General features: G+C 57.3%; 20 protein-coding genes. 3 read left to right on the plus strand and 17 right to left on the minus strand.

Going from position 1 to position 22,016, the window contains the following annotated elements; translation table 11 throughout:
* Positions 1–73: 73 nt before the first annotated feature.
* The 14 genes from ftsA to ACL7TT_RS12485 form a co-directional block, all read right to left on the minus strand.
* On the minus strand, positions 74–1,309 hold the full coding sequence (gene ftsA, locus ACL7TT_RS12420; protein ID WP_299942311.1) for a cell division protein FtsA: 1,236 nt from the start codon (positions 1,307–1,309) through the stop codon (positions 74–76).
* A 112-nt stretch (positions 1,310–1,421) separates the two neighbouring features.
* Positions 1,422–2,207, minus strand: coding sequence for a cell division protein FtsQ/DivIB (locus tag ACL7TT_RS12425; RefSeq protein ID WP_413395811.1), 786 nt, complete (start codon positions 2,205–2,207; stop codon positions 1,422–1,424).
* A gap of 31 nt (positions 2,208–2,238) precedes the next feature.
* The gene (murC, locus tag ACL7TT_RS12430; protein ID WP_413395812.1) at positions 2,239–3,702 is read right to left on the minus strand and encodes a UDP-N-acetylmuramate--L-alanine ligase; all 1,464 of its coding nucleotides are present in this window, start codon (positions 3,700–3,702) and stop codon (positions 2,239–2,241) included.
* 4 nt (positions 3,703–3,706) lie between these two features.
* A complete protein-coding gene (gene murG, locus ACL7TT_RS12435; RefSeq protein ID WP_413395814.1) occupies positions 3,707–4,822 on the minus strand; it encodes an undecaprenyldiphospho-muramoylpentapeptide beta-N-acetylglucosaminyltransferase in 1,116 nt (371 codons plus the stop codon).
* Positions 4,822–6,045: a putative lipid II flippase FtsW gene (gene ftsW / locus ACL7TT_RS12440; protein ID WP_413395816.1), complete on the minus strand. Its 1,224-nt coding sequence runs from the start codon at positions 6,043–6,045 to the stop codon at positions 4,822–4,824. The genes murG and ftsW overlap by 1 nt, the downstream gene beginning before the upstream one ends.
* Positions 6,042–7,421, minus strand: coding sequence for a UDP-N-acetylmuramoyl-L-alanine--D-glutamate ligase (gene murD, locus ACL7TT_RS12445; protein WP_413395818.1), 1,380 nt, complete (start codon positions 7,419–7,421; stop codon positions 6,042–6,044). The genes ftsW and murD overlap by 4 nt, the downstream gene beginning before the upstream one ends.
* Before the next feature lie 8 nt (positions 7,422–7,429).
* Entirely contained in the window at positions 7,430–8,515 is a 1,086-nt protein-coding gene (gene mraY, locus ACL7TT_RS12450) for a phospho-N-acetylmuramoyl-pentapeptide-transferase (protein WP_299942298.1), read from the minus strand.
* Complete coding sequence (locus tag ACL7TT_RS12455; RefSeq protein ID WP_413395820.1) at positions 8,515–9,894, minus strand: UDP-N-acetylmuramoyl-tripeptide--D-alanyl-D-alanine ligase; 1,380 nt, start codon at positions 9,892–9,894, stop codon at positions 8,515–8,517. The genes mraY and ACL7TT_RS12455 overlap by 1 nt, the downstream gene beginning before the upstream one ends.
* Positions 9,891–11,417, minus strand: coding sequence for a UDP-N-acetylmuramoyl-L-alanyl-D-glutamate--2,6-diaminopimelate ligase (locus tag ACL7TT_RS12460; protein WP_413395822.1), 1,527 nt, complete (start codon positions 11,415–11,417; stop codon positions 9,891–9,893). Before ACL7TT_RS12460 ends, ACL7TT_RS12455 begins: the two co-directional genes overlap by 4 nt.
* On the minus strand, positions 11,414–13,174 hold the full coding sequence (locus tag ACL7TT_RS12465) for a peptidoglycan D,D-transpeptidase FtsI family protein (protein WP_413395824.1): 1,761 nt from the start codon (positions 13,172–13,174) through the stop codon (positions 11,414–11,416). The genes ACL7TT_RS12460 and ACL7TT_RS12465 overlap by 4 nt, the downstream gene beginning before the upstream one ends.
* A 190-nt stretch (positions 13,175–13,364) precedes the next feature.
* Positions 13,365–13,640, minus strand: coding sequence for a cell division protein FtsL (ftsL, locus tag ACL7TT_RS12470; RefSeq protein WP_299942290.1), 276 nt, complete (start codon positions 13,638–13,640; stop codon positions 13,365–13,367).
* A gap of 5 nt (positions 13,641–13,645) precedes the next feature.
* Positions 13,646–14,578: a 16S rRNA (cytosine(1402)-N(4))-methyltransferase RsmH gene (rsmH, locus tag ACL7TT_RS12475; protein WP_413395826.1), complete on the minus strand. Its 933-nt coding sequence runs from the start codon at positions 14,576–14,578 to the stop codon at positions 13,646–13,648.
* Positions 14,579–14,590: 12 nt separating this feature from the next.
* Positions 14,591–15,034, minus strand: a complete 444-nt coding sequence (mraZ, locus tag ACL7TT_RS12480) for a division/cell wall cluster transcriptional repressor MraZ (RefSeq protein ID WP_299942285.1) — start codon at positions 15,032–15,034, stop codon at positions 14,591–14,593.
* 572 nt (positions 15,035–15,606) lie between these two features.
* The gene (locus ACL7TT_RS12485; protein ID WP_413395828.1) at positions 15,607–16,188 is read right to left on the minus strand and encodes a hypothetical protein; all 582 of its coding nucleotides are present in this window, start codon (positions 16,186–16,188) and stop codon (positions 15,607–15,609) included.
* 565 nt (positions 16,189–16,753) lie between these two features.
* Between ACL7TT_RS12485 and ACL7TT_RS12490 the strand changes: the two genes are divergently transcribed.
* Positions 16,754–18,148 (plus strand): alpha/beta hydrolase family protein, encoded by a 1,395-nt coding sequence (locus ACL7TT_RS12490; protein WP_413395830.1) that lies wholly within the window; start codon positions 16,754–16,756, stop codon positions 18,146–18,148.
* A gap of 89 nt (positions 18,149–18,237) precedes the next feature.
* Here the strand turns inward: ACL7TT_RS12490 and ACL7TT_RS12495 are convergent, their stop codons facing one another.
* The 3 genes from ACL7TT_RS12495 to ACL7TT_RS12505 form a co-directional block, all read right to left on the minus strand.
* On the minus strand, positions 18,238–18,480 hold the full coding sequence (locus tag ACL7TT_RS12495; protein WP_413395831.1) for a hypothetical protein: 243 nt from the start codon (positions 18,478–18,480) through the stop codon (positions 18,238–18,240).
* Positions 18,481–18,485: 5 nt separating this feature from the next.
* Positions 18,486–19,037 (minus strand): flavodoxin, encoded by a 552-nt coding sequence (locus tag ACL7TT_RS12500; protein ID WP_413395894.1) that lies wholly within the window; start codon positions 19,035–19,037, stop codon positions 18,486–18,488.
* A 226-nt stretch (positions 19,038–19,263) separates the two neighbouring features.
* Positions 19,264–19,734, minus strand: a complete 471-nt coding sequence (locus ACL7TT_RS12505) for a Spy/CpxP family protein refolding chaperone (protein WP_413395832.1) — start codon at positions 19,732–19,734, stop codon at positions 19,264–19,266.
* A gap of 168 nt (positions 19,735–19,902) precedes the next feature.
* Here ACL7TT_RS12505 and ACL7TT_RS12510 point away from each other — a divergent pair, with 168 nt between their 5' ends.
* Positions 19,903–20,610, plus strand: coding sequence for a response regulator (locus ACL7TT_RS12510; protein WP_413395834.1), 708 nt, complete (start codon positions 19,903–19,905; stop codon positions 20,608–20,610).
* A 12-nt stretch (positions 20,611–20,622) separates the two neighbouring features.
* Positions 20,623–21,996, plus strand: a complete 1,374-nt coding sequence (locus tag ACL7TT_RS12515) for an ATP-binding protein (protein WP_413395835.1) — start codon at positions 20,623–20,625, stop codon at positions 21,994–21,996.
* Positions 21,997–22,016 lie beyond the last annotated feature (20 nt).

Consider the following 22,016-nt stretch of genomic DNA (forward strand, 5'->3'; position numbering starts at 1 on the left):
CTTGCTCATGTCGAATTCTACTGCCGCGCGGAAAAAAATCCCTTCCGAAACGGCTAATTCTGGTTGCACGCTATTACATGTTGCCGCGAAACCAGTGCTTCACTTTGTCCCACCACTGGTTTTCGTTGCGCGCGGGCTGCATTTTGCCTTCTGCGGCCTCTTCCTGCTGCATCGCGTACATCAATAATCCAACCCCGGTGGAATAGATTGGATTGTTCACAATATCGGTCAGTCCGGAAATTCCCTGGGGCACGGCAAGCCGCACCGGCATATGGAAAATCTCCTCGGCCAGTTCAACGGCACCCTCCATCTTCGGGGAGCCACCGGTCAACACCACGCCCGCCGCGCACAGGTCCTCAAAACCACTGCGACGCAGTTCGGCCTGCACCAGGGTAAACAGTTCGTCGTAACGGGGCTCTATCACTTCCGCCAGCGCCTGCCTGGATAAATCCCTGGGCGCCCTGTCGCCCACACTCGGCACCTTGATGGTCTCGCCCTCCCGGGCAAGTTTGGCCAGCGCGCAGGCATATTTGATTTTCAGCTCCTCTGCATGCGGCGTCGGTGTACGCAGGGCCATGGCGATATCGTTGCTCACCTGGTCTCCGGCGATGGGTATCACCCCGGTGTGGCGAATCGAGCCGCCGGTGAACACGGCAATATCGGTGGTACCCCCGCCGATATCCACCATGCACACCCCCAGCTCTTTCTCATCTTCGGTCAACACCGCGTAGCTGGAGGCCAGCTGCTCCAGAATGACATCCTCAACCTCGAGGCCACAGCGGCGGATACATTTTTCAATATTCTGCGCGGCATTAACCGCACCGCTGACCAGGTGCACTTTCGCCTCCAGGCGCACCCCGGACATGCCCAGTGGCTCTTTGACCCCCTCCTGGTTATCGATCAGATACTCCTGGGGGAGTGTGTGCAGAATCTTCTGGTCCGCCGGAATCGCGACTGCCCGCGCCGCATCTATTACCCGGTCGAGATCCTGCTGGGTCACCTCCCGGTCCTTGATGGCGACAATACCGTGGGAATTCAGACTGCGAATATGGCTGCCGGCGATACCGGCATAGACGGAGTGAATTTCACAACCCGCCATCAGTTCCGCTTCCTCCACCGCACGCTGAATGGATTGCACGGTGGATTCGATATTCACCACCACACCCTTTTTCATGCCGGTGGAGCGATGGGAGCCAATACCGACAATATTGAGTTCGCCACCAGCGGAAACCTCGCCCACAATGGCGACCACCTTGGAGGTGCCGATATCCAGTCCCACCATCATGCGCTGATCGGATACTTGTGTCATTTTGCTACCAACCTCGCAGGGCTGTGTGCCCGGCCTCGCCAATGAAATCCCGCAGAAATACCACCTTCGCTTTTCAACCGCATTTTCAACCGCAGTCTCGCCGCCCCCCTGTTCACTCCTGCCCATTCTTCCACTGAACCGCTACCGCATTGCCGTAACGGGTATCCACCCCGGCCACTTTGTGTAAATGCGGCGCGAGCAACCCACGGCTCAGGAAAAGGAAGCGGTTGACGCGCTCCAACAGCGCATCATGCCCCAGTTTTAATGCAATTCCCGATACCAATTCCAGACGCCAACCGCCCAGGTCGTCAAATGACAACCGCTTGACCTCCATATCCCGGGTAGTCAGAATGCCCGCAAGGGCCTGGTACTGCGTCATAATCTGTCCCACCAGCAACTCATCCCCGGCGAGTTCGGGGAGCGCTTTCACGCGCATGTATGCCGGTCTCGGCAACAATGCCCCACTCGCAACCAGCAATCGGTCACCGCCCCATACCGCGAGAGGCTGTGCTTCCGCAATCTCCACCAGAACCCCGCTCGGCCAGCGTCGGCGGATCGACACCGAGGTGACCCAGGGATTGGCCAACAGCGCCGATTGCATCGCACGGATATCCGCGGAAAAAAAACCGGCCTGCAAATAAGGCAGCAATATTTCCTTTAACTGCGCCTCACGCACCGCGTTAAAAACCCCGCGGACCTCTACCTGCTCCAGTGCATCCATTTTCCCCAGTGGCACCGCCTGAAGTCTCTGCCACAGCCAGTGACCACCAGTCAGCAGCCCGCAGGCCAGACTCACAACGAATACCAACATCAACCCGGAGCGCCGGGAAATACCGGCAGCAGACTCCCGCGCCCCTAAAGGCCGCGCTCCGCGTACAGATCTGCTTTTTTTCTTCACAGGCTTCTCTCCTGTGGACTCCACCCCGCCCTCAGGCCTCAGAGGTTTTTTCACCCAGACGCCACTGCGCCAGCTTTTGAGACAAGGCACCCACATTGCCCGCGCCCTGGGTCAGCACCACATCGCCCGGTTCGAGAAGGTCCGCCAGTACTGGCGGCACCTGATCGATTGTTTCGGCAAAAACCGGATCGACCTGGCCGCGGTTACGCAGGCTGCGCGCCAGGGTGCGTCCATCGGCACCGGCTATTGGCGCTTCGCCCGCGCTGTATACATCCAGCAAAACTAATTTGTCCACGCCAGACAGAACCTGAACGAAATCTTCAAACAGATCCCTGGTGCGGGTATAACGGTGCGGTTGGTAGATCATCACGAGGCGCCTGTCCGGCCAGCCATCGCGCACCGTCTTGATGGTTGCGGCCACTTCCCGTGGATGGTGACCATAGTCATCCACCAGCATCACTTTTGCCGCGCTGCTGTCGTCACTTATGGAAAAATGTCCAAAAATCTGAAAGCGGCGACCCACGCCCTGAAAACCCTCCAGACCCCGGCAAATAGCCTCGTCACTGATCCCCTCCTCCGCAGCCACAGCAATTGCCGCTGTGGCATTGAGCACGTTGTGAATACCCGGCGTGTTCACCGATACCCGCAGCAGATCCCCTCCGGGGCGCTGCACGCTAAAATGACTGCGCAACGGCTCCTGATTGACCTCGACGATACGGAAGTCATTGCCCTCAGCAAATCCATAGGTCAGTACCGGGCGGGAAAATTTCGGGATAACTTCCTGGATATTGACGTCATCACCGCAGACTACCGCCAATCCGTAAAACGGCAGGTTGTGCACGAAATCAATAAAGATCTGCTTTACCCGCTCGAAATCCCCCCCATAGGTCTCCATATGATCCGCATCGATGTTGGTAATCACCGTCACCATGGGCTGCAGGTGGATAAATGACGCATCGCTCTCATCGGCCTCTGCGATCAGGTAGCGGCTCTCGCCGAGTGCCGCATTGGCGCCGGCTGCATTGACCAGGCCCCCGATCACAAAGGTCGGATCTTTTTCATCCGCGGCAAAAATGGCCGCAATCAGGCTCGTGGTGGTGGTTTTACCGTGGGTGCCCGCCACGGCAATACCGTAGCGGTAGCGCATCAATTCCCCGAGCATTTCAGCACGGCGCACCACCGGAATCCGCTTTTCATGGGCCGCAGCCAGCTCCGGATTGTCAGCTTGGATCGCCGATGAATTCACCACAACATCCACATCCCTGATATTGTTCTCGCTGTGTCCGATTGCCACCCTGACACCCAGCTTCCGCAGTCGCTCGGTCAGTGGGGACTCGCGCAGATCGGAGCCGGAAACCTCGTATCCCTGATTTTGCAATACCTCCGCGATGCCACTCATCCCGGCACCGCCTACACCGATAAAGTGGATGCGGCGAATACGACGCATTGCCGGTACAGCGTAACCCTGATCTGCGTTTGCCCACTCAAAAGACATGCTCTCAACCTTCACCCATTGGCCTCTCTTGTCTCGCCAGCGCCTCTGCACAGGCGGCCACCACCTGCTGCGTTGCATCGACTTTCGCTACACGCCGCGCGGCCTGCGCCATCTCCAGTAGTTTCTGTGGGTCCGCCAATAATTTTTGCAGAAGCTCTGACAGTTTTTGCGCATCCATCTCGCGCTGCTGAACCACAATCGCCCCCCCCGCATCCTGTAACCACTGTCCATTGCGCGTCTGGTGGTCGTCTATCGCAAAGGGAAAAGGCACCATAATCGCACCGATGCCGGCCGCGGCAATTTCCGATACCGTGAGCGCTCCCGCACGGCACAGTATCAGGTCGGCAGCACTATACGCCTCGGCCATATCGCCGATAAAAGGCACAACCTCTGCCGCTACGCCGGCGGCCCGGTAGGCCTCCCGTGCCAGTACCAAGTGACTTTCACCGGCCTGGTGCACCACATTTGGACGCTGTGACGGCTGCAGCAGGGCAATGGCCTCCGGCACCATTGCGTTAATGGCAGCAGCCCCTAGACTGCCGCCCAGCACCAGCAGACGCAGCGGCAACTCAGTACCAATACGCAATTGCGGCGCCGGCAGTTGGGCAATTTCACGACGCACCGGATTGCCCACTTGCCGGGCCCGCGGCAAACCGCTGGGAAACGCCTCCAGCACCCGGTTGGCAATACGGGAAAGCAGCTTATTGGTGGTGCCGGCCACGGCGTTTTGCTCGTGAATAATCAGCGGCCTGCCACTGAGGCGTGCCGCCACACCGCCGGGGCCGGTGACAAACCCGCCGAACCCGAGTACAGCATCGGGCTGCACTTTCCCGATCACCGCATGCGCCTGACGCACAGCGCGTGCAATCTGCACAGGCGCTTTCAGCAGGGCCAGTCTGCCTTTACCGCGCAGCCCTTCAACTGCAATACAGTGCAACGGGATATTGGCCGGTGGCACCAGACGCGCTTCAATACCCTGCCTGGTGCCCAGCCATTCGATCCTGGCCCCCTGCTCCCGCAGGGCCTGCGCCACCGCCAGTGCCGGGAAGACATGTCCCCCGGTGCCACCCGCCATGAGTAAAAAACGTTTACCCGAAAAGGTGTTTCTCTCCCGGGACATCAAATCGCCCCCCCACTGTGTACCCGTCTCCCAGCCCGGCGCCGGGCAAATACCGGCAGTTGCTGCCAAAGCCCCTGGCGCGCACCACCGCCTTCGGCCTGCGGGCGCATTTCGCCGCCTATACGCACTGCCAATCCCAACAGCGCGCAGCACACAACCAGACTACTGCCGCCGGAACTGACAAACGGCAGAGTCAATCCCTTGGTGGGCAGCAGGCCCGAGGCCACACCCATATTCACAAACGCCTGCCCTGCCAACAGAAACGCCATGCCAAAAGCCAGCAAAGCGGCAAAAAAATTCTGCCGCACCAGGGCCATGCGCACCAGTCGCAATAGTGAACAGGTCAGCACCACAAAGAGGCCGATCACAACCAAGCCGCCCAACATACCCCACTCCTCGGCGAGAATGGCAAAAATAAAATCCGTGTGCGCCTCGGGCAAGTAAAACAGTTTCTGCACACTGTTACCCAGGCCAACCCCAAACCATTCTCCGCGACCAAAAGCGATCAGCGACTGGGTGAGCTGGTAGCCACTGGCAAATTGATCCCCCCAGGGATCCAGAAATGTCAGCAATCGCTGTAAGCGGTAGGGGCTTATCAGGGCCATCAGCGCCAGACCACTGGCCGCTGCCAGCACCAATAAAAAGGTATGGGGCAGACGCGCACCGCCGAGAAAAACCATCGCCAGTACCGTGCCGGATAACACCACAACCGAGCCAAAATCCGGTTGCAATAGCAGTAGTAGCGCGAAGATCCCCAGCACCGTCACCGGCACCATAAAGCTGCTCCAGTGATGCAGTTGCCTGTTGCGGCGGGTCAAAAAACTGGCGAAGAAAACCAGCATACAGAACTTGGCCACCTCCGCAGGTTGAATGGTGATACCGCCAAACACCAGCCAGCGCTGGCTACCATTCACCTCCCGGCCAATACCCGGTACCAGCACTGCAATCAGTAACAGACAGGCAAACAGCAACAATGGCCAGGATAGGCGCGACCAAATCGCCAGGGGAATCTGGCTCACAACCAATGCCACCACGCCACCGATCGCCAGGAAAGCCAGGTGCCGCTTGAGAAAGTACCAGGGGTCTGCGTATATATCGGAGGCAAAGGCAATAGAGGACGAGGCCACCATCACTGCGCCGATACTGACCAGTGCCAGCACACTAAAGGGTAAAAGCCTATCGAGGAGTTCGCGCTTGTGAGGCGAAGGCGTCAACGCATTCACCTCGCACCTCCAGTGCTTTCGCAGAGCGCCGCTACTACCTGGCGAAAATCCTCACCGCGGGCTTCAAAATTGCGGTACATATCGAAGCTGGCACAGGCCGGGGACAGGAGTACATAGTCGCCACTGTGTGCCAGGGATCGGGCCAGTGCCACTGCCTCGGTCATGCTGGCCGCACGGCGGATTGTACACTTACCTGCAAAAACCTCGGCGACCCTGTCACCGTCTGACCCAATGGATACCATTGCGCGCAGCGCGGCAGCGCTGTTGCTCAACGCGGAAAAATCTGCCCCTTTGCCATCGCCGCCGGCGATCAGCACAATCTTGCGGGTGGCTGTTGCCAATCCATCCAGCGCCGCCTGCGTTGCGCCAACATTGGTGCCTTTGGAGTCGTTTACATAGACAACGCCATCCAGGTCAGCGGTCCGCTCACAGCGATGGGGCAGCCCCCTGAAAGTGCGCAGTACCGACAGCATGGCGTCCATGGGCAGATTGACGGCATTGCCCATCGCCAAAGCAGCCAGCGCATTGGCGACATTGTGTCTGCCAACCATCGCCAGCGCATCGACCGGCAACAGGGCTTTGGCACCCTGTGCCAGCCAGTTCTGTCCGCCGACAGTGCGCACCCCGAACTGATTCAGGTCGGGCTGGTCCAGACCAAAACTCCACTCGCATTTGCCCCGGGATAGAGGTGCCCGGGTCAGCGGGTCCGCGCGGTTGATGACAAACTGCTGTGCATGGCGGTAAATCCGCTGTTTGGCCCGGTGGTATTCCACCATGCCGGGGTAGCGGTCCATATGATCCGCACTCAGATTCAACACGGTGGCCACTGTGGGCGTCAGCGAGTAGGTGGTCTCCAGTTGAAAGCTGGACAACTCCAGCACATACAGTTGCGGTATTGGTTCCTGTAACAGATCAAGCACCGGTACACCGATATTGCCACCGATACGCACCGTTTTGCCAGCCGCCTCTGCCATTCTGCCAAGCAGGGTTGTCACCGTGCTTTTGCCATTTGAACCGGTGACCGCTGCCAGCTTTAGCGACGATTTTTCCCTGGCGAGCGCCCGTGCAAACAGCTCGATGTCCCCGATCACCGGGATACCCGCGTCAATGGCACGCTGCAATACGGGCTCGGCCAGCGCAATGCCGGGGCTGGCAATAATTTCACTGGCCGCAAGCACCGTATCAGGGCTCAGTGATCCCGTTTCCACAGGGACCTGCGGAAACTCCCGGCGGAAGGGCCCGAGTCCCGGCGGATGGTCGCGGCTGTCGGCTACCACGGGGGCATAACCATTGCGCAGCAGGTAGCGCACCACCGATTTTCCGGTAGCGCCCAGTCCGATTACCAGTTCCCGCTGCGAAGTCGCGATCAGGCTCATTGTGTCATTTACCGAAGTTTCAACGTCGCCAGTCCGGCCAGCACCAGAATCACGGTGATAATCCAAAAACGGACAATCACCCGCGGTTCCGGCCAGCCTTTCAGTTCAAAGTGGTGGTGCAGCGGCGCCATGCGGAAAATACGTTTGCCGGTTAGTTTGAACGACGCCACCTGCAGGATGACGGATACCGTTTCCATAACGAACACCCCGCCCATGATGAACAACACGATTTCATGGCGGGTGATTACCGCGACAATCCCCAGTGCCGCGCCCAGAGCCAGCGCACCCACATCCCCCATAAACACCTGCGCCGGATAAGTGTTAAACCACAAAAACCCGAGCCCCGCACCACACAGGGCCGCACAAATGACCGCCAGTTCCCCGGCACCGGCAATCGCGGGTATATGCAGGTAATTGGCGAACTCCACATGCCCGGACAGATAGGCGATCACGCCCAGGGCGCCCCCCACCATGACCGTGGGCATAATCGCCAGGCCATCGAGGCCATCGGTCAGGTTCACGGCATTGCTGGAGCCCACCACCACAAAATACGTCAGTAGAACAAAACTAACCGGACCCAGATTGATGGCAACGTCTTTGAAAAAAGGCACAAAAAACTGTGTCTCAGCAGGACTTACCGCACTCATATACAAATAGATCGCCGCGCCCAGCCCTGCGATGGACTGCCAGAAATACTTCCAGCGGGCAATCAGGCCGCGGGGATTTCTGTGCACAACTTTTTTGTAGTCATCCACAAATCCGACCGCACCAAAAATAAAAGTCACCAGTAGCGTGACCCAGACATAGCGGTTGCCCAGGTCCGACCACAACAGTGCCGAGGAAAAAATCGAGGCGAGGATCAGTGTGCCGCCCATGGTGGGCGTACCGGATTTGCTCAGGTGGCTTTGCGGGCCGTCATCGCGAATAGCCTGCCCTACCTGCAACTGGTTCAACCAGTTGATCATACGCGGCCCCACAACCAGGGAAATACCCAGGGCGGTCAGTGCCGCCAGAATGGCACGCACCGTCAGGTAGTTGAAGACCGCAAAGGCACTTACATATTTTTGCAATATCTCTGCCAGCCAAAGCAGCATTACTTCTCTCCCCTGCTGTTGTCGAGCAGTGCCTGAGCCACCAGTTCCATGCGCGCGCTGCGTGAACCCTTCACCAATACGGTGGTATTTTTGTCCAGTTCGCGGGACACCGCCGCGATCAGCGGTGCTCTCTCCCGGTAATTATGCAGGGCATCATAATGGCCTGCGCCAAAGGCCATACTCGCGGCTGTGCCCAGCGGCCCCAGAGTAAACAGGGCATCGAGGCCGCGTTTGCGCGCCAGGACACCGACACTGCGATGCAGCCCTTCCGCATCCGGCCCCAACTCAGCCATATCACCGAGCACCAGGATTTTCCTGCCCGGACGCTGCGCCAGCAATTCAATGGCCGCACCCACAGAGCCTGGATTTGCGTTGTAGCTATCGTCGATGACCGTCGCGCCATGGATGCCCTGGTGCGCCTGCAGGCGCCCGGTCACACCACCGAGACCGGCAAGACCGCGCGCAATGTCCACAGCCGGAATACCGCTGGCGAATGCGCAACCGGCGGCAATTAAGGCGTTGTGCACATTGTGCTCGCCGAGTAACCGCAGCGCCACCGGATGGGATACCCCCTCAATCACCAGATCAAACGTGGCACAGCCACTTTCATCCAAGGCAATATTCTCCGCATGAATGGCACAGGGGTTGCTGAGACCCACCTCCAGAGTCTGAACTCCCTCGGGCATCCGCCCGCGCCAGTAATCCGCGTAGCCCTCATCGGCATTGATCACCGCGGTACCACCGACATCCAGGCAGGTATAAATCTGCCCTTTCGCTTTTGCGATGGCATCTACCGACCCAAACCCTTCCACATGCGCGGGCATGACATTGGTGATCGCGCTCACTTGGGGTTTGCCGATACTGCAGAGATAACCGATATCGTCCGGGGCGTTGGCGCCCATCTCCAGAATCAAAACATCGTGCTGCCCACAGAGCGCAAAAAGGGTCATCGGCAGACCGAACTGATTGTTTAAATTCCCCCTGGTCACACAGGGTGTGTGGTGCAGAGAAAAAATTTCACACAACATCTCTTTGACCGTGGTCTTGCCGCAGGAACCGGTAATGGCAATGACCGGCCCCTCAAACTGCTCACGGCACAATAGGCCAATTTGTCCGAGTGCGACCGTGGTATCTTGCACGCACCACTGAGGCAGGTGGCAACCGGGCACTTCACGCTCCACCACCAGCCCCAGAACCTGGCCATCCAGCCCACCGACAAAATCGTGCGCATCAAAGTTGTCACCCACCAGGGCAACAAACAGGGCCTGGGGATCCAGTTTGCGGGTGTCGGTACAAACGCGCGAAAACTCGCTGGAGCCATTGATCAACGCACCGCCAAAACGACTCTGTAACTGCTGAAGAGATAACGCGCGGATCACCAGACCTCTCCTTCCATACCACTCCCGGCGCCCGCACCCAGGCGCCGTCTCAGCGCTGCTGCCACATGTTCATGATCACAGAAGTGGTTTTTTGCACCGCCAACAATCTGATAATTTTCGTGGCCCTTGCCGGCGATAATGACAATATCACCTGGTCGCGCCGAAGCGACTGTCCGGGCAATCGCTTCGGCCCGATCAATCTCCACCTCAATCGTGCTGGCCGCACCTTGAAGGATATCGTCGATAATTTTTTGCGGCTTTTCACTGCGCGGGTTGTCACTGGTCACAATGGCGCGATCGGCCATCTCCGAGGCGATTCGTCCCATGGCAGCGCGTTTGCCTCTATCCCGCTCACCACCACAGCCGAACACACACCAGAGATTGCCGCGACAATAGGGGCGTGCGGCAGCCAAGGCCGCGCGCAGGGCATCGGGGGTATGGGCATAATCCACCAGCACGCCGACATCATCAGCGCCCGCAACCCGAACCCGCTGCATACGACCCGGCACCGCCTGGATGGAAGGAAAGGCCGCCAGAATCGCTTCAAAGGGCATGCCCGCAGACGCTACAGCGGCTACCACTGCCAGCGCGTTATAGATATTGAAGTCGCCGATCAACGGGGCCTGCAGTTCGCCGCGCCCCCAGGGCGCCTTGAGTTCAACAGAAAACCCCTTCTCGTGACGGCACAGGTCAGTGACGTGCAGGTCTCCCGCCTGCAGTCCGTAAGTCAATACCTGCAGGCCGCGCACCTTGCAGCGCTCAGCCAGTTGGGCACCGAAAGGATCATCCAGATTGATAATGCCGCGCTTGAGTTGGGGCAGCCCGAACAGCTTTTCCTTGGCCATCCCGTAGGCGGCCATATTGCCGTGATAATCCAGGTGATCCCGCGACAGATTGGTAAAAATCGCCGTGTCAAAAACCAATCCATGTACGCGTCCCTGGGACAGGGAGTGGGAGGATACTTCCATGGCCGCGGCGGGCACACCGCGCTCGCGGTAGTCGGCAAAGTCCGCTTGCAGACGCACGGGGTCCGGTGTTGTCAGCCCGGTTTCCTGCAGTTCGATCGTCCGGTTATACCAGATGCCATTGCCGATAGTACCGATCAGTGCCGCACTGCCAAAGTGATGCGCCAGCAACTGGGAAATCAGATAGGCACAGGTGGTTTTACCATTGGTACCGGTCACCCCCACCAGGTGCATATGTCCACTGGGGTTGCCGTGAAAGCGCGCGGCAATTTCACCGACGCGCTTGGCCAGACCGGGCACGCTGACCACCTGGATATCGCCGCGGTTAATACACTCCAGCTTGTCACTGTCGGCCAGTATCGCAGCGGCACCGGCGGCGATCGCCGCATCGATATATTCACGCCCATCCACAACAGAGCCGCGCAATGCCATAAAGACATCGCCGGTTTTTACCCGGCGGCTGTCCAGTGCAACGCCTGTCACGGGCACATCGGGGATTCCCGCGTATCCGGGCACCAATTCCCGCAGGGAAATACCCTGTTGTTTGCGCTGTATCACGATTTAGTACCTCTCTCGCTTAACTGCGCGGTTAACTGGCGTTCTGCCGATTCCACCCGCTCAGGGGGTACCTGCAGCAGGCGCATGGCCCCGGCCATCACCGAAGCGAAAACCGGCGCAGCCACTTCCCCGCCATAATACTTGGCCTGGCTGGGATCATCGATTACGACTACCGCGGCCAAACGCGGGTTGTTCGCAGGAATAAAACCCGCAAAAACCGAACGATAACGGTTGTCCGCATAGCCACTGCTACCAACTTTGTGTACCGTACCGGTCTTGCCCGCCACACGGTATCCCTGCACTGCAGCCAGGCGCCCCGTACCGCGGGAACTGATGACGGTTTCCAGCATGGCGGACACCTGCTCTGCGAGGGGCGCTGCAATCACCCGCTCGGGCTCTGCCGTGATTGTATCTGTAGACAGAACCAGGGAAACCGGGCGCTTGATCCCGGCATTGGCCAGTACGCCATACGCTTGGGCCAGTTGCACCCCATTCACGGTTAAACCGTAGCCAAAAGCGAAATTGGCCCGCTCGATCGGGTGCCAGCGACCGCGACTGGGCAGGATGCCCGGGGTCTCCCCGGGAAAACCACTACCAACCGCCGCCCCCAGGCCCAGTCGATAAAAGAGTGCACGCAAACCGTTTGGTTCCAGATCCAGGGCAATTTTTGTGATACCCACCTGGCTCGATTTGGTGATAACGCCGGTCAGGTCCAGCTTTCCATAGTTGATGGGGTCCACCAGGGTTTTCCCCGGTACGCGGATATAACCGGGATTGGTATCGATCTGGGTATGGGGTCTATAGCGACCGCTCTCCAGCGCAGCCAGCACTGTCAGGGGTTTCACTGTGGAGCCCGGTTCAAACTGGTCGATCAGGGCGCGGTTGCGCATCGCTGCCGCTTTTACCCCTTCGCGGTTGTTGGGGTTAAACGAGGGCTGATTGGCCATCGCCAGGACATCGCCGCTGCGGGTATCCAGAATCACCATAAAACCGGAGGAGGCACCGTTCTCGGCCACAGCGCGCTTTAGTTCGCGGTAGGCCAGGTACTGCAGGCGCATATCGATAGACAGGCGCAAGTCGTGCCCCGGTCGCGCTTCGCGCTGGATCGCCAGATCCTGCACCGTGCGGCCCTTCAGATCCTTGACCACCTGCTGGGCGCCGGGCTGACCGGACAGCCAGCCGTCGTAGGCGAGTTCCAGCCCCTCCTGGCCGCGATCATCGATATTGGTAAAACCCAGAAGCTGTGCAACCACTTCACCCGCAGGGTAAAAGCGCCGGTATTCCTTTTTGCTGTAAACCCCAACAAGCTCCAGAGCGAGCACCTTACCGGCCTGTTCCGGTGTCAGGTGGCGGCGCAGGTACATGAAGGCCTTGTTGCGATACTTTTCCAAGCGCGCGGCAAGTTTGTCCGGCTCTAGAGCCAACGCTCTGGCCAACTGGCCCACCTGCTCGGCACCGCTCTTCCTCAGTAGCCTGGGGTTAGCCCAGAGGCTGTGTACCGGTGTACTGACCGCCAGCAGCTCGCCATTTCGGTCGACGATGGAACCCCGGTAGGCGGCGATCTCCTCTGTGCGAATGGTGCGCGCCCGTCCCTGATCCTGAAGGAACCGATAGCCATGCTCGGCAGCGGGCAATACCTGCAGGCGGGCCAAATGCAGGATCAGTGCCAGGGCCAGCAGACACAGCAGAGCCGCCACCAGCACAAAGCGCCAGCGGGCAATGCCCGGTTGGGTCTGTTTTTTCTTGACTGCACCCATGGTTTTCCAATTGGCGTTACGTTTTCACCCCGAAACCAAAACTCTCCCTGAGGGCCGTTTGATCACCGCCCCCAAACACCGCGCAAATACGCAAGGATTTACGATTATTCGCCGGCATTGCAGACCTTAAATGCGCAAAGCCACGGAAAACTACTGCTGGTTCGCGCTCGCCACACCGGCCTTTATCAGATTACTCACTCGGCACCAGCACCTGCTCAGCAGGTGCTGGTACATGCATTCCCAACGCTTCTCTCGCCACCTTCTCCACGCGACCGTAAGCAGACCAGGCGCCCTTCTCCAGCAGCAGGCGCTCCTGCTCATAGCGCAACTCATCGCGGTTTTTTTGCGCCTTGCCCAATTCTGCCGTGAGTTCCCTGCTGAGCTGGGTGGAATAAACCACGGTGAGAGCCGACACCAGCGTCGCCAGCCACAAGAGCCCCGCACCAATCAGCGTCTTGCGGTACATCCCGTTCAGGCCCCGCCCAGCTTTTCCGCAGCGCGCATCACCGCGCTGCGCGAGCGCTGATTGTCCTCTGTTTCAAACGCAGCCGCCTTTATCGCCCTGCCCACGGCACGCAATGACCTTGCAATCTGGCTGTGCATGATCGGAAGCCCGCGGGGCAGCTGCGGCCCCCGTTCCTTCTCGCGAATAAACCGCTTCACCAAGCGGTCTTCCAGAGAGTGGAAACTGATAATGACCAGTCTCCCACCCGGTGCCAACAGCGCCAGCGACTTCTCCAGCACACTCTTCAGGTCATCCAGCTCTCCATTGATATGGATGCGAATGGCCTGGAAAACCCGGGTGGCCGGGTGTTTGCCTTTCTCCCAGGCGGGGTTGGCGGCCTTGACCACCTCGGCCAGATCGCGCGTGCGCACGAAGGGTTTCTCTGTTCGGCGGCGCACTATGGCGGCGGCTATACGCCGGGCAAAGCGTTCCTCTCCGTATTCCTTAAACACCCGAACCATCTCGGTCTCGGCCTCGGTGTTCACCCATTGGGCAGCGCTGATGCCGCGACTGGTATCCATTCGCATATCCAGCGGTCCATCCCGCATAAAACTGAAACCGCGTTCCGGCTGATCCAGTTGCGGAGAGGACACACCCAGATCCAGCAGTATTCCCCTGACCTGGCCCGCCTGCTCCCTGGCGGCAAGGTCCATATCCGCAAAGGAGCCATGCCAGATAGAAAACCGCGGCTCAGTGCCAAAATGCCGCCTGGCATACGCAATGGCCTGGGGGTCCTTATCCACCGCCAGCAAGCGCCCGCCGGGGCCCAGCTGTTTCAGGATGGCTGCGCTGTGGCCTCCGCGACCAAAGGTGCCATCAATATAGAAACCGTCGGGGTCCGTTACCAAGGCGTCCACGGCCTCGCGCAACAACACACTGCGATGCAATTCCTGAGACAACCGGCGAACTCCTTATAAAGAGAGGGATGCCATTTCCCCTGGCATGCCCTCATCGCCTTCACTGTCATCGAGCCAGGACATCCAGTGCGCCTCGCTCCAAAGCTCTAGTTTTTTGCCCTGCCCCACCAACATCAACCGCTTTTCTAGCCCGGCGTATTCCCGCAGGGTTGGCGGTATCAACACTCGCCCATTGCCATCCACCTGCAGTTCGCAGGCATAACCGATCAGTAGACGCTGGGCGCGGCGTGCCACCTTGTTGAAACTGGGCAGGGCCTCGATTTTTGGCAATATCTGCTGCCACTGGGGCGCCGGATACATCAAGAGGCAGCGCTCTTCGGTGTGAGCAGTCACCACCAGACATCCGGCACAGGCCTCCAGCAGCTTGTCGCGGACGCGCGCCGGTATGGCCAGACGCCCTTTGGCGTCCATATTGATTGCATGGCTGCCCAAATACATTTCGTGATACTTGCTCGCTGCAGATTCCGCTTACCACAGCAGACACCGCTCTGATGGACCCATAGAGGGGAAGCTCAAACGTGATCCAAACAATGTAATTACTCACTCACTACAGAACACTAAACCACAAAATTCCACGATTTTCCACTTTCCCCCACTTTTCACACTATAAAACTGGTCAACACAAAGTCAAGGAAATAGACTGCAAAGTCCCCATACCCCCTGTAAATCCGCGGCCTACAAAGGAAATACGGGCAATGGCGCAGGAACCCCGACTGTAATTCATTGAATTTAAGCAAGCGCTTACTAGCATAATGACCGAATATATTAAACTAACTGGATGCCTTAGCTGAAATGCGCCATCCCGGTAGGACCTGCCGAATCTCGGAAAACGCAAGGGTTAACCGGGGAATTAGCCACATTGACTCCGCTTCCAGAGCAGTCGGGCTATAAAATGGGTTAGTCACCACTGCCCTCCCGCAGCAATATTTAAAAGACTTCGTACCTGAGTGATTCAGGCTGTCCATTTTTGTCGCGAATTGTTACCCACCAACGACACCAGGCCGACCCGGTCAACGCACCTCCTCGCCAGCCCCTGATTCACGAGCGATGACCGACATTTCTCCGCATGCACGACCGTACAGCCCATCGGACCTTGTCCTTTGTGGGTGGAACCCAGCCACATCTGATACTGTGTCTGGATTTGGGATTACACCCTGTGAAGCCACAGCGACTTTTCCAGATGACAATGCCACCTTTCGATGAATTTCTACCGCATGATGAATTGGCCACACTCTGCCTCTGTGCAAGACCGCCTTCAGATCACTTTTGAACCGTTTTATCACTGGTAATACAGGGCTCTGCTGGATAATGCATTTCAGAACCCGAAAGCCCAGAAGATTCCCAAAGTCATTTTTCTCGGAGGTCAGTACTTGCGCCCGCCATTTCGCTTCTGGCACAGCAGATGCTGCCATTTGTGTAGCAGAGGACAAATCTGATACCTTTGCGCCCGAAATAATTTGCGCTTTTCCTTTCCTGCGTGCTTCCAAACCTATAAAGATACAGAAAGCCGGATCGCTTTTGAGATTACCCTGCGTTTTGGATGATTCACTTGCAACTGCAACCACAGCTTTAATAACAAACAATAAAGGCAACAAATATGCAGAAGTTTCTACTCATTTTTTTGTTTTGGCCAGCACTTGTACTTGGCAGTCAAATTCCCCTGTCAGACTTGGTACGCCATGCCGATATAGAAGAGATTAAAATCTCCCCTACCGGTACCCATCTGGCTATACGAAAAAAATATGAAGGGGAACGTGTTATTGTGTTTATGTCGATCAAGCCCCTAAAAGTCACCGGCCATCTACGCTTTTCGGGCAAAGAAGAGGTTGGGGATTTCTACTGGGCCAACGATGACAGAGTGGTCGTCGAAGCACTGTCACGCAAGGCAGGCTTGGAGACTCCGGTTTTTTATGGCTCCCTGTACGCAATCAACTACGATGGAACCCGAGGGAAGAATATTTTTGGCCACCTGGCAGGTGAAAGGCAAGTGGGATCGCGCATAAAAAAATCTGAGCCCACATATGCACATGCAACAATAATTGATCCTCTGCCGGAGAAAAAAATAAAGTACTGGCCTCCACCTCGCCCTGGGCTAATAACCAGGAAGCCATCGGAGAGGTTCTCGAGATCGACATTTATAGCGGTGTTAAAAAACGGGTGGCAGGCTTACCCATCGCGGCTGGGCGAGCCTATACTGACGGAAACGGCAACCTTATTTTTGCTCGCGGAACAAATCAAAAGGGGATTCACCGGCTGTATACAAAGGCGGAAACTGGCTGGAACAGGGTTAAGGATAAAACACTAGACCGCAGCACACCCGTCGGCTTTGATCGCGAAACAGGAGAGGTTTATCTTGAGATAGACCGCGAAGGAAAAACAGAGCAATTGGTTAGAATGAAAATCAATAGCACTGAATACACGCCCGTCTTTGAAGACAATATTTCTGATATCAGTGGTTTAATATACCACCCTACCTCTAACAAGCCATTGGCGGCCTATCTACATCCTGATTATCCACAAGAGTCTTTTTTCGATGAAGGGGACGGATTTGCGGCTTACTTTCGGGGCCTAAAAAAAGCCTTCGAGGGCTATAGCATCCGCTTTACCAGCTTTAGCTCCGATGGTGCTTTGGGGGTTCTCAAAGTCAGCGGCGACCGACTCCCCGGCGACTATTTTTTAGCAGACACGACCTCCAAGAAAGTAGACTTTCTGATCTCTTCATCTGAATGGCTTGACCCAAAGCAACTTAATCCTATGCAGGCAGATGCTTTTACCACCAAAGATGGCTTCAGGATTGGCACCTATCTCACATTCCCTCGCGGTGATAAAAATACTCTGCCGATGGTGGTCGTACCGCACGGAGGCCCACACGCCCGTGATTACTGGGGATATGACCAAGATGCTCAAATATTATCTCAATACGGATACCTGGTGCTCCAGATCAACTTTCGCGGCTCTACGGGCTATGGAGATCACTTCTATGACGCTGGCCGGCTTGAGTGGGGTGGAAAAATTCAGAGCGATATCTTCGACGCGGTGAACTGGGCAGTTGAGAAAGGGTATGCAGATCCCGAACGTATTTGTATCTATGGAGGAAGCTTTGGTGGCTATTCCGCTTTAATGAATCCCATAAGATATCCTGACCTCTACCAATGTGCCATAGGGCACGTAGGGGTATACGACCTGGAGATGATGTACAAGAAAGGCGATATCAAACGACGTGACCGGGGTCTCGCTTATCTAAAGAGGGAATTGAGCAAGAATGAGCATTTTCTCAAGGAAAATTCACCGTTACATAACACCAGCAGACTCAATCTTCCCCTAATGATTGTTCACGGCGAGCAAGATGAGCGCGTACCGGTAGAACACGCCGAACACATGTTAAAACAATTAAAGAAAGAGCATAAACCGGTAAAATCCCTTATCATCTCCAACGCGGGGCACGGATTTTACAGTGAGGAAAACAACCTACAATTCTATACAGAGTTATTGCGATTTCTGGATCAACACATCGGTGTTGGCGCTTCCGAGCAACAATCCGGCCAAGGGTAAACCATACACAGAAATACCTTGTATCCCCCAAGATCCGGTAACGATGCCGCCTGATTCTGGGGCTAGCATACAGGCTAAACCAATAGGGATTACAGGGCACAAAGGCCGTTTTCCCGGCGCACTAATGCAATATGGGCCGGTTCGATAAAGAGTTCCGCCACAGGGCGCTTGCCGCGTATTACCTGCACAAGCAATGTGCAGGCATCCTCTTCGGTAAAACACCAGTGATAGTCATCGTACACCACCGAATCGGCACAGCCAGCCCGGATAATACAATCGGGGTGTTTCGTGAGCCAGAGCCAAAACACTTTAAACGGGATGATCTGCTGCATGAATTCTAATCTTCCAGCGCAATAACGCTGTGCGCACCCCCCTTAAGGTCAAATTCTTCGGCAATCTGCCTGCACCAGCGATTGAGACGCTCGGCAGTCATGTCCTCCTGCTGGTCTTCGTCAATAGCCAGACCGACAAACCGGCCCTCACCCGCAATTTCCGCTTTTGATGCTTCAAACTGGTAACTCTCAATAGGCCAGTGGCCAACGATGGTGGCCCCGCGCTCGACGATAGCGTCGTGCAGCATGCCCATGGCATCCAGGAAATAATCGCCATAGCCAAATTGATCACCCAGGCCAAACAGCGCGACCACCTTGTCAGTAAAATCCAACTCCTGCACATCTTCCCAAAACTCCTCCCAATCGGACTGAATCTGGCCGAAATCCCAGGTGGGAATACCAAAAATCAGCTGCCGGTAGTTGGCGATCTCCAGTTGGGTGACATCGGCAATATCGAACAGGTCTACCCGGTCTTCACCCAAGCGGGCGCGGATACGCAGGGCAACGGATTCGGTATTGCCCTCATCGCTGCCATAAAACAAGCCGATTTTGCTCACAGTCATTCCTCTTTGCCCATACCGGGTCACACCAGATACCTTTTGCAGAGGCGGCGTATTCTCCCAGCAATCACCAGGCGCGGCAAGCGGGGCTAAGGGGATGTAAAACGACAGAAAAGCCCCGCATGGAGTGGGGGAAAGGGGTCACAACCTGTCGAATTTATCGGAAAAGGTGCGCCAGGGAAAGCGCACATGAACGGGAGCTAAGACTGGTATCTAAGGAGTATCAGGACTCGCCGGCACCCCGCCCGCCACGCCCCTGACCCCGTTGTTTCCGGCGGCTTTCCTTGCGCTTGGCTTTCAGCTCAGAAAACTTGGCCTTTTGCTCATCAGTGAGAATCGCCTCGAACTGCTGGCGCATCTGATAATGGCTTTGCATCTGCTGTACTTTCAGCCCACCCAGTTCCGCACCAAGCTGGTCCAGGGTAGACTGGTCGGCACCGCGCTCTATAGCGGCACGCATTTGCTGGCGCAGCTCTTTCAGCTGTTTGCGCAGGGCCTTTCTCGCCTCCCTGGTGCTCTCCCGGTTGGATTTCAGCTGCGCCTTTTGCCCCTCGGTCAACTGCAGTTCGCGGGCCATATGCTCAAATCCATGCCCACGGTAGCCATCTCCACCACCAAAAGCCAGGGTTGTCGCAGGAGCGGCCAACATGCCAGCCAATGCCAGGCTGCCCATCGCCAGTTTCCAGTTTTTCATCGCTTGGTCCTCTCGTTTGTATTCAACCACTACATGGTAAGTCCAGCCTGTGTAAACGGGGGAAAACCGCAGTAAACATTTGTTAAGAACCGTAAACAACCGGAGCAAAAGGAGCAATAAACGCCAGCGCTTTGCATATAATGGCTTCACAGCCATCGAGGGTTTCCCATGAGCCGCATCCTTCTGATTGATGACGATACCGAACTGACCGACCTGCTGCAGGAATTCCTGGGTGGCGAGGGATTTGACGTGACAGCGGCAAACGATGGTGGTCGCGGATTGGAATTGGCACAGAGCCAGAACTTCGATGCCCTGATACTGGACGTAATGCTACCGGTGCACAATGGTTTTGAGGTGTTGCGCAAGCTGCGCGAAGAGGCTTCCCCCACAAACCGCTTCCTGCCCGTCATCATGCTCACCGCCAGGGGCGATACCGTGGACCGTATCGTGGGCCTGGAGATGGGCGCAGATGACTACCTGCCCAAACCCTGCAACCCCCGCGAACTGGCGGCGCGCCTGCGCGCGATACTGCGCCGGGGACGGGTCGAGGAAGCGGGGGACAGCGATGACAGCCTGAGCAGCGGTCAGCTGCGCCTGCTGCCCGCAAAACATCAGGGCTACTGGAGCGACCAGGCCCTGTCTCTCACCGGTGCCGAGTTCGCCGTCCTCAAGGTATTGGTGCAGCACGCGGGAGACGTGGTGAGCAAAGAGGTCCTGACCGAGCGCGCGCTGGGGCGCAAGCTGATGCCCTACGACCGCTCCATTGATGTACATGTGAGCAATATTCGCAAAAAGCTGGCCGACAAGGGCGCCAGCCGCGACCTGATTATTAATATCCGCGGTGCCGGTTATATGCTTACCCAAGGCAACCGCTAGGCCCTCGTGAAGATGCGCAGCCTGTTCTGGAAAATGTTCTTCGGTGCCTGGGTTACCGCCATGGTGATGGTGGTGGCTGCCATTTACATTACCCATTTTGGCGAGTTCGGCGATCCTCGCCAGAAAGAACGCTGGGAGGGCACCCTGTTTCGTGAGGTGATGCGTAATATGCGGATCACACGCCGCCACGGACCGGAGCATTTCCAGCACTGGCTCGAACGCGCACCCAAGAAAGTGCAACGCCGGGTCTACGCCTTAGACCGGCAGGGCAGGGATTTACTCGGCCGCCCGATCCCCGCCAGCATGGAGCCGCTGATCAACAGCCTGAATTACCGCAACCGCGAGGCGTACATGCTGGTGGACAACCAGCCTACCGTGGCTTTCTTCCTACCCATGCGCAGTGGAAATCCACTGCGCATTGCGCTGATAGCCGGGAGCAGCAAGGAAGGGCTGCTGCTGCGCTTCCTGTGGCGCAATTTCTGGCCCATGCTGTTGCTCTCCATGATCGCTTCGGGAATCGCCTGCTATTGGCTGGCGCGCTACCTGAGCCGCCCCTTGGATCAACTGCGCGCCGCCACCAAGCGGGTCGCCGCCGGAGAGCTGGACTACCGGGTTGCCCCCAGCCTGCACACCCGCAACGATGAACTGACCGGTCTGGCACTGGATTTCGACTCGATGACCGCACAGCTGCAGGAGTCAATGTCCGAGCAGCGCCGCCTGATCAAGGATGTATCCCACGAACTGCGCTCCCCCCTGGCAAGGCTGCAGGTAGCCCTGGCCATTGCACGGCAAAAGCAGTTAACCGCGCTGGACCCTGAACTGGACAAGATCGGCAAGGCCGCGGACTACCTGGAGGACATCATCGCCGATGTGCTGTCCCTGCCCGTCAGCAGCCCCGAGCAGCGCCCTCTGGACGATGTGGTGGAACTCAACGCCCTGCTCTCAGCCCTGATCGACGACTTGCACATTGAGGCGGAAGAAAAGGGCCTGAGCTTCGATGTCAGTACCAACAGCGTCGAGTCACTGGTGGCCACGCGGGGCAGCTCCCTAACTGCGGCACTGGAAAACATCCTGCGAAACGCCATTAAATACAGCCCCGATGACGGCCTGGTCCGGGTACAGGTTAAAACCTCCGGCGATGCCTGCCGGATATCTGTGATCGACTCCGGGACCGGCGTAGCGGAGGATGAACTCGAAGCCATCTTCCGCCCCTTCTACCGCACCGACAGTGCGCGCACCCGGGAAAGCGGCGGCTTGGGCCTGGGACTGGCCATAGCCCAGCGGACTATTTTGCACCACGGGGGCACCATTACCGCGTTTAACAGCGGCCGGGCAGGTTTATGCGTCGAAATAAAACTGCCACTATTGCACATCACTGACGATTAATCGGCGCTGACATGCTATAA

It is taken from the genome of Microbulbifer jejuensis (assembly GCF_047289955.1).
Lineage (GTDB): Bacteria > Pseudomonadota > Gammaproteobacteria > Pseudomonadales > Cellvibrionaceae > Microbulbifer.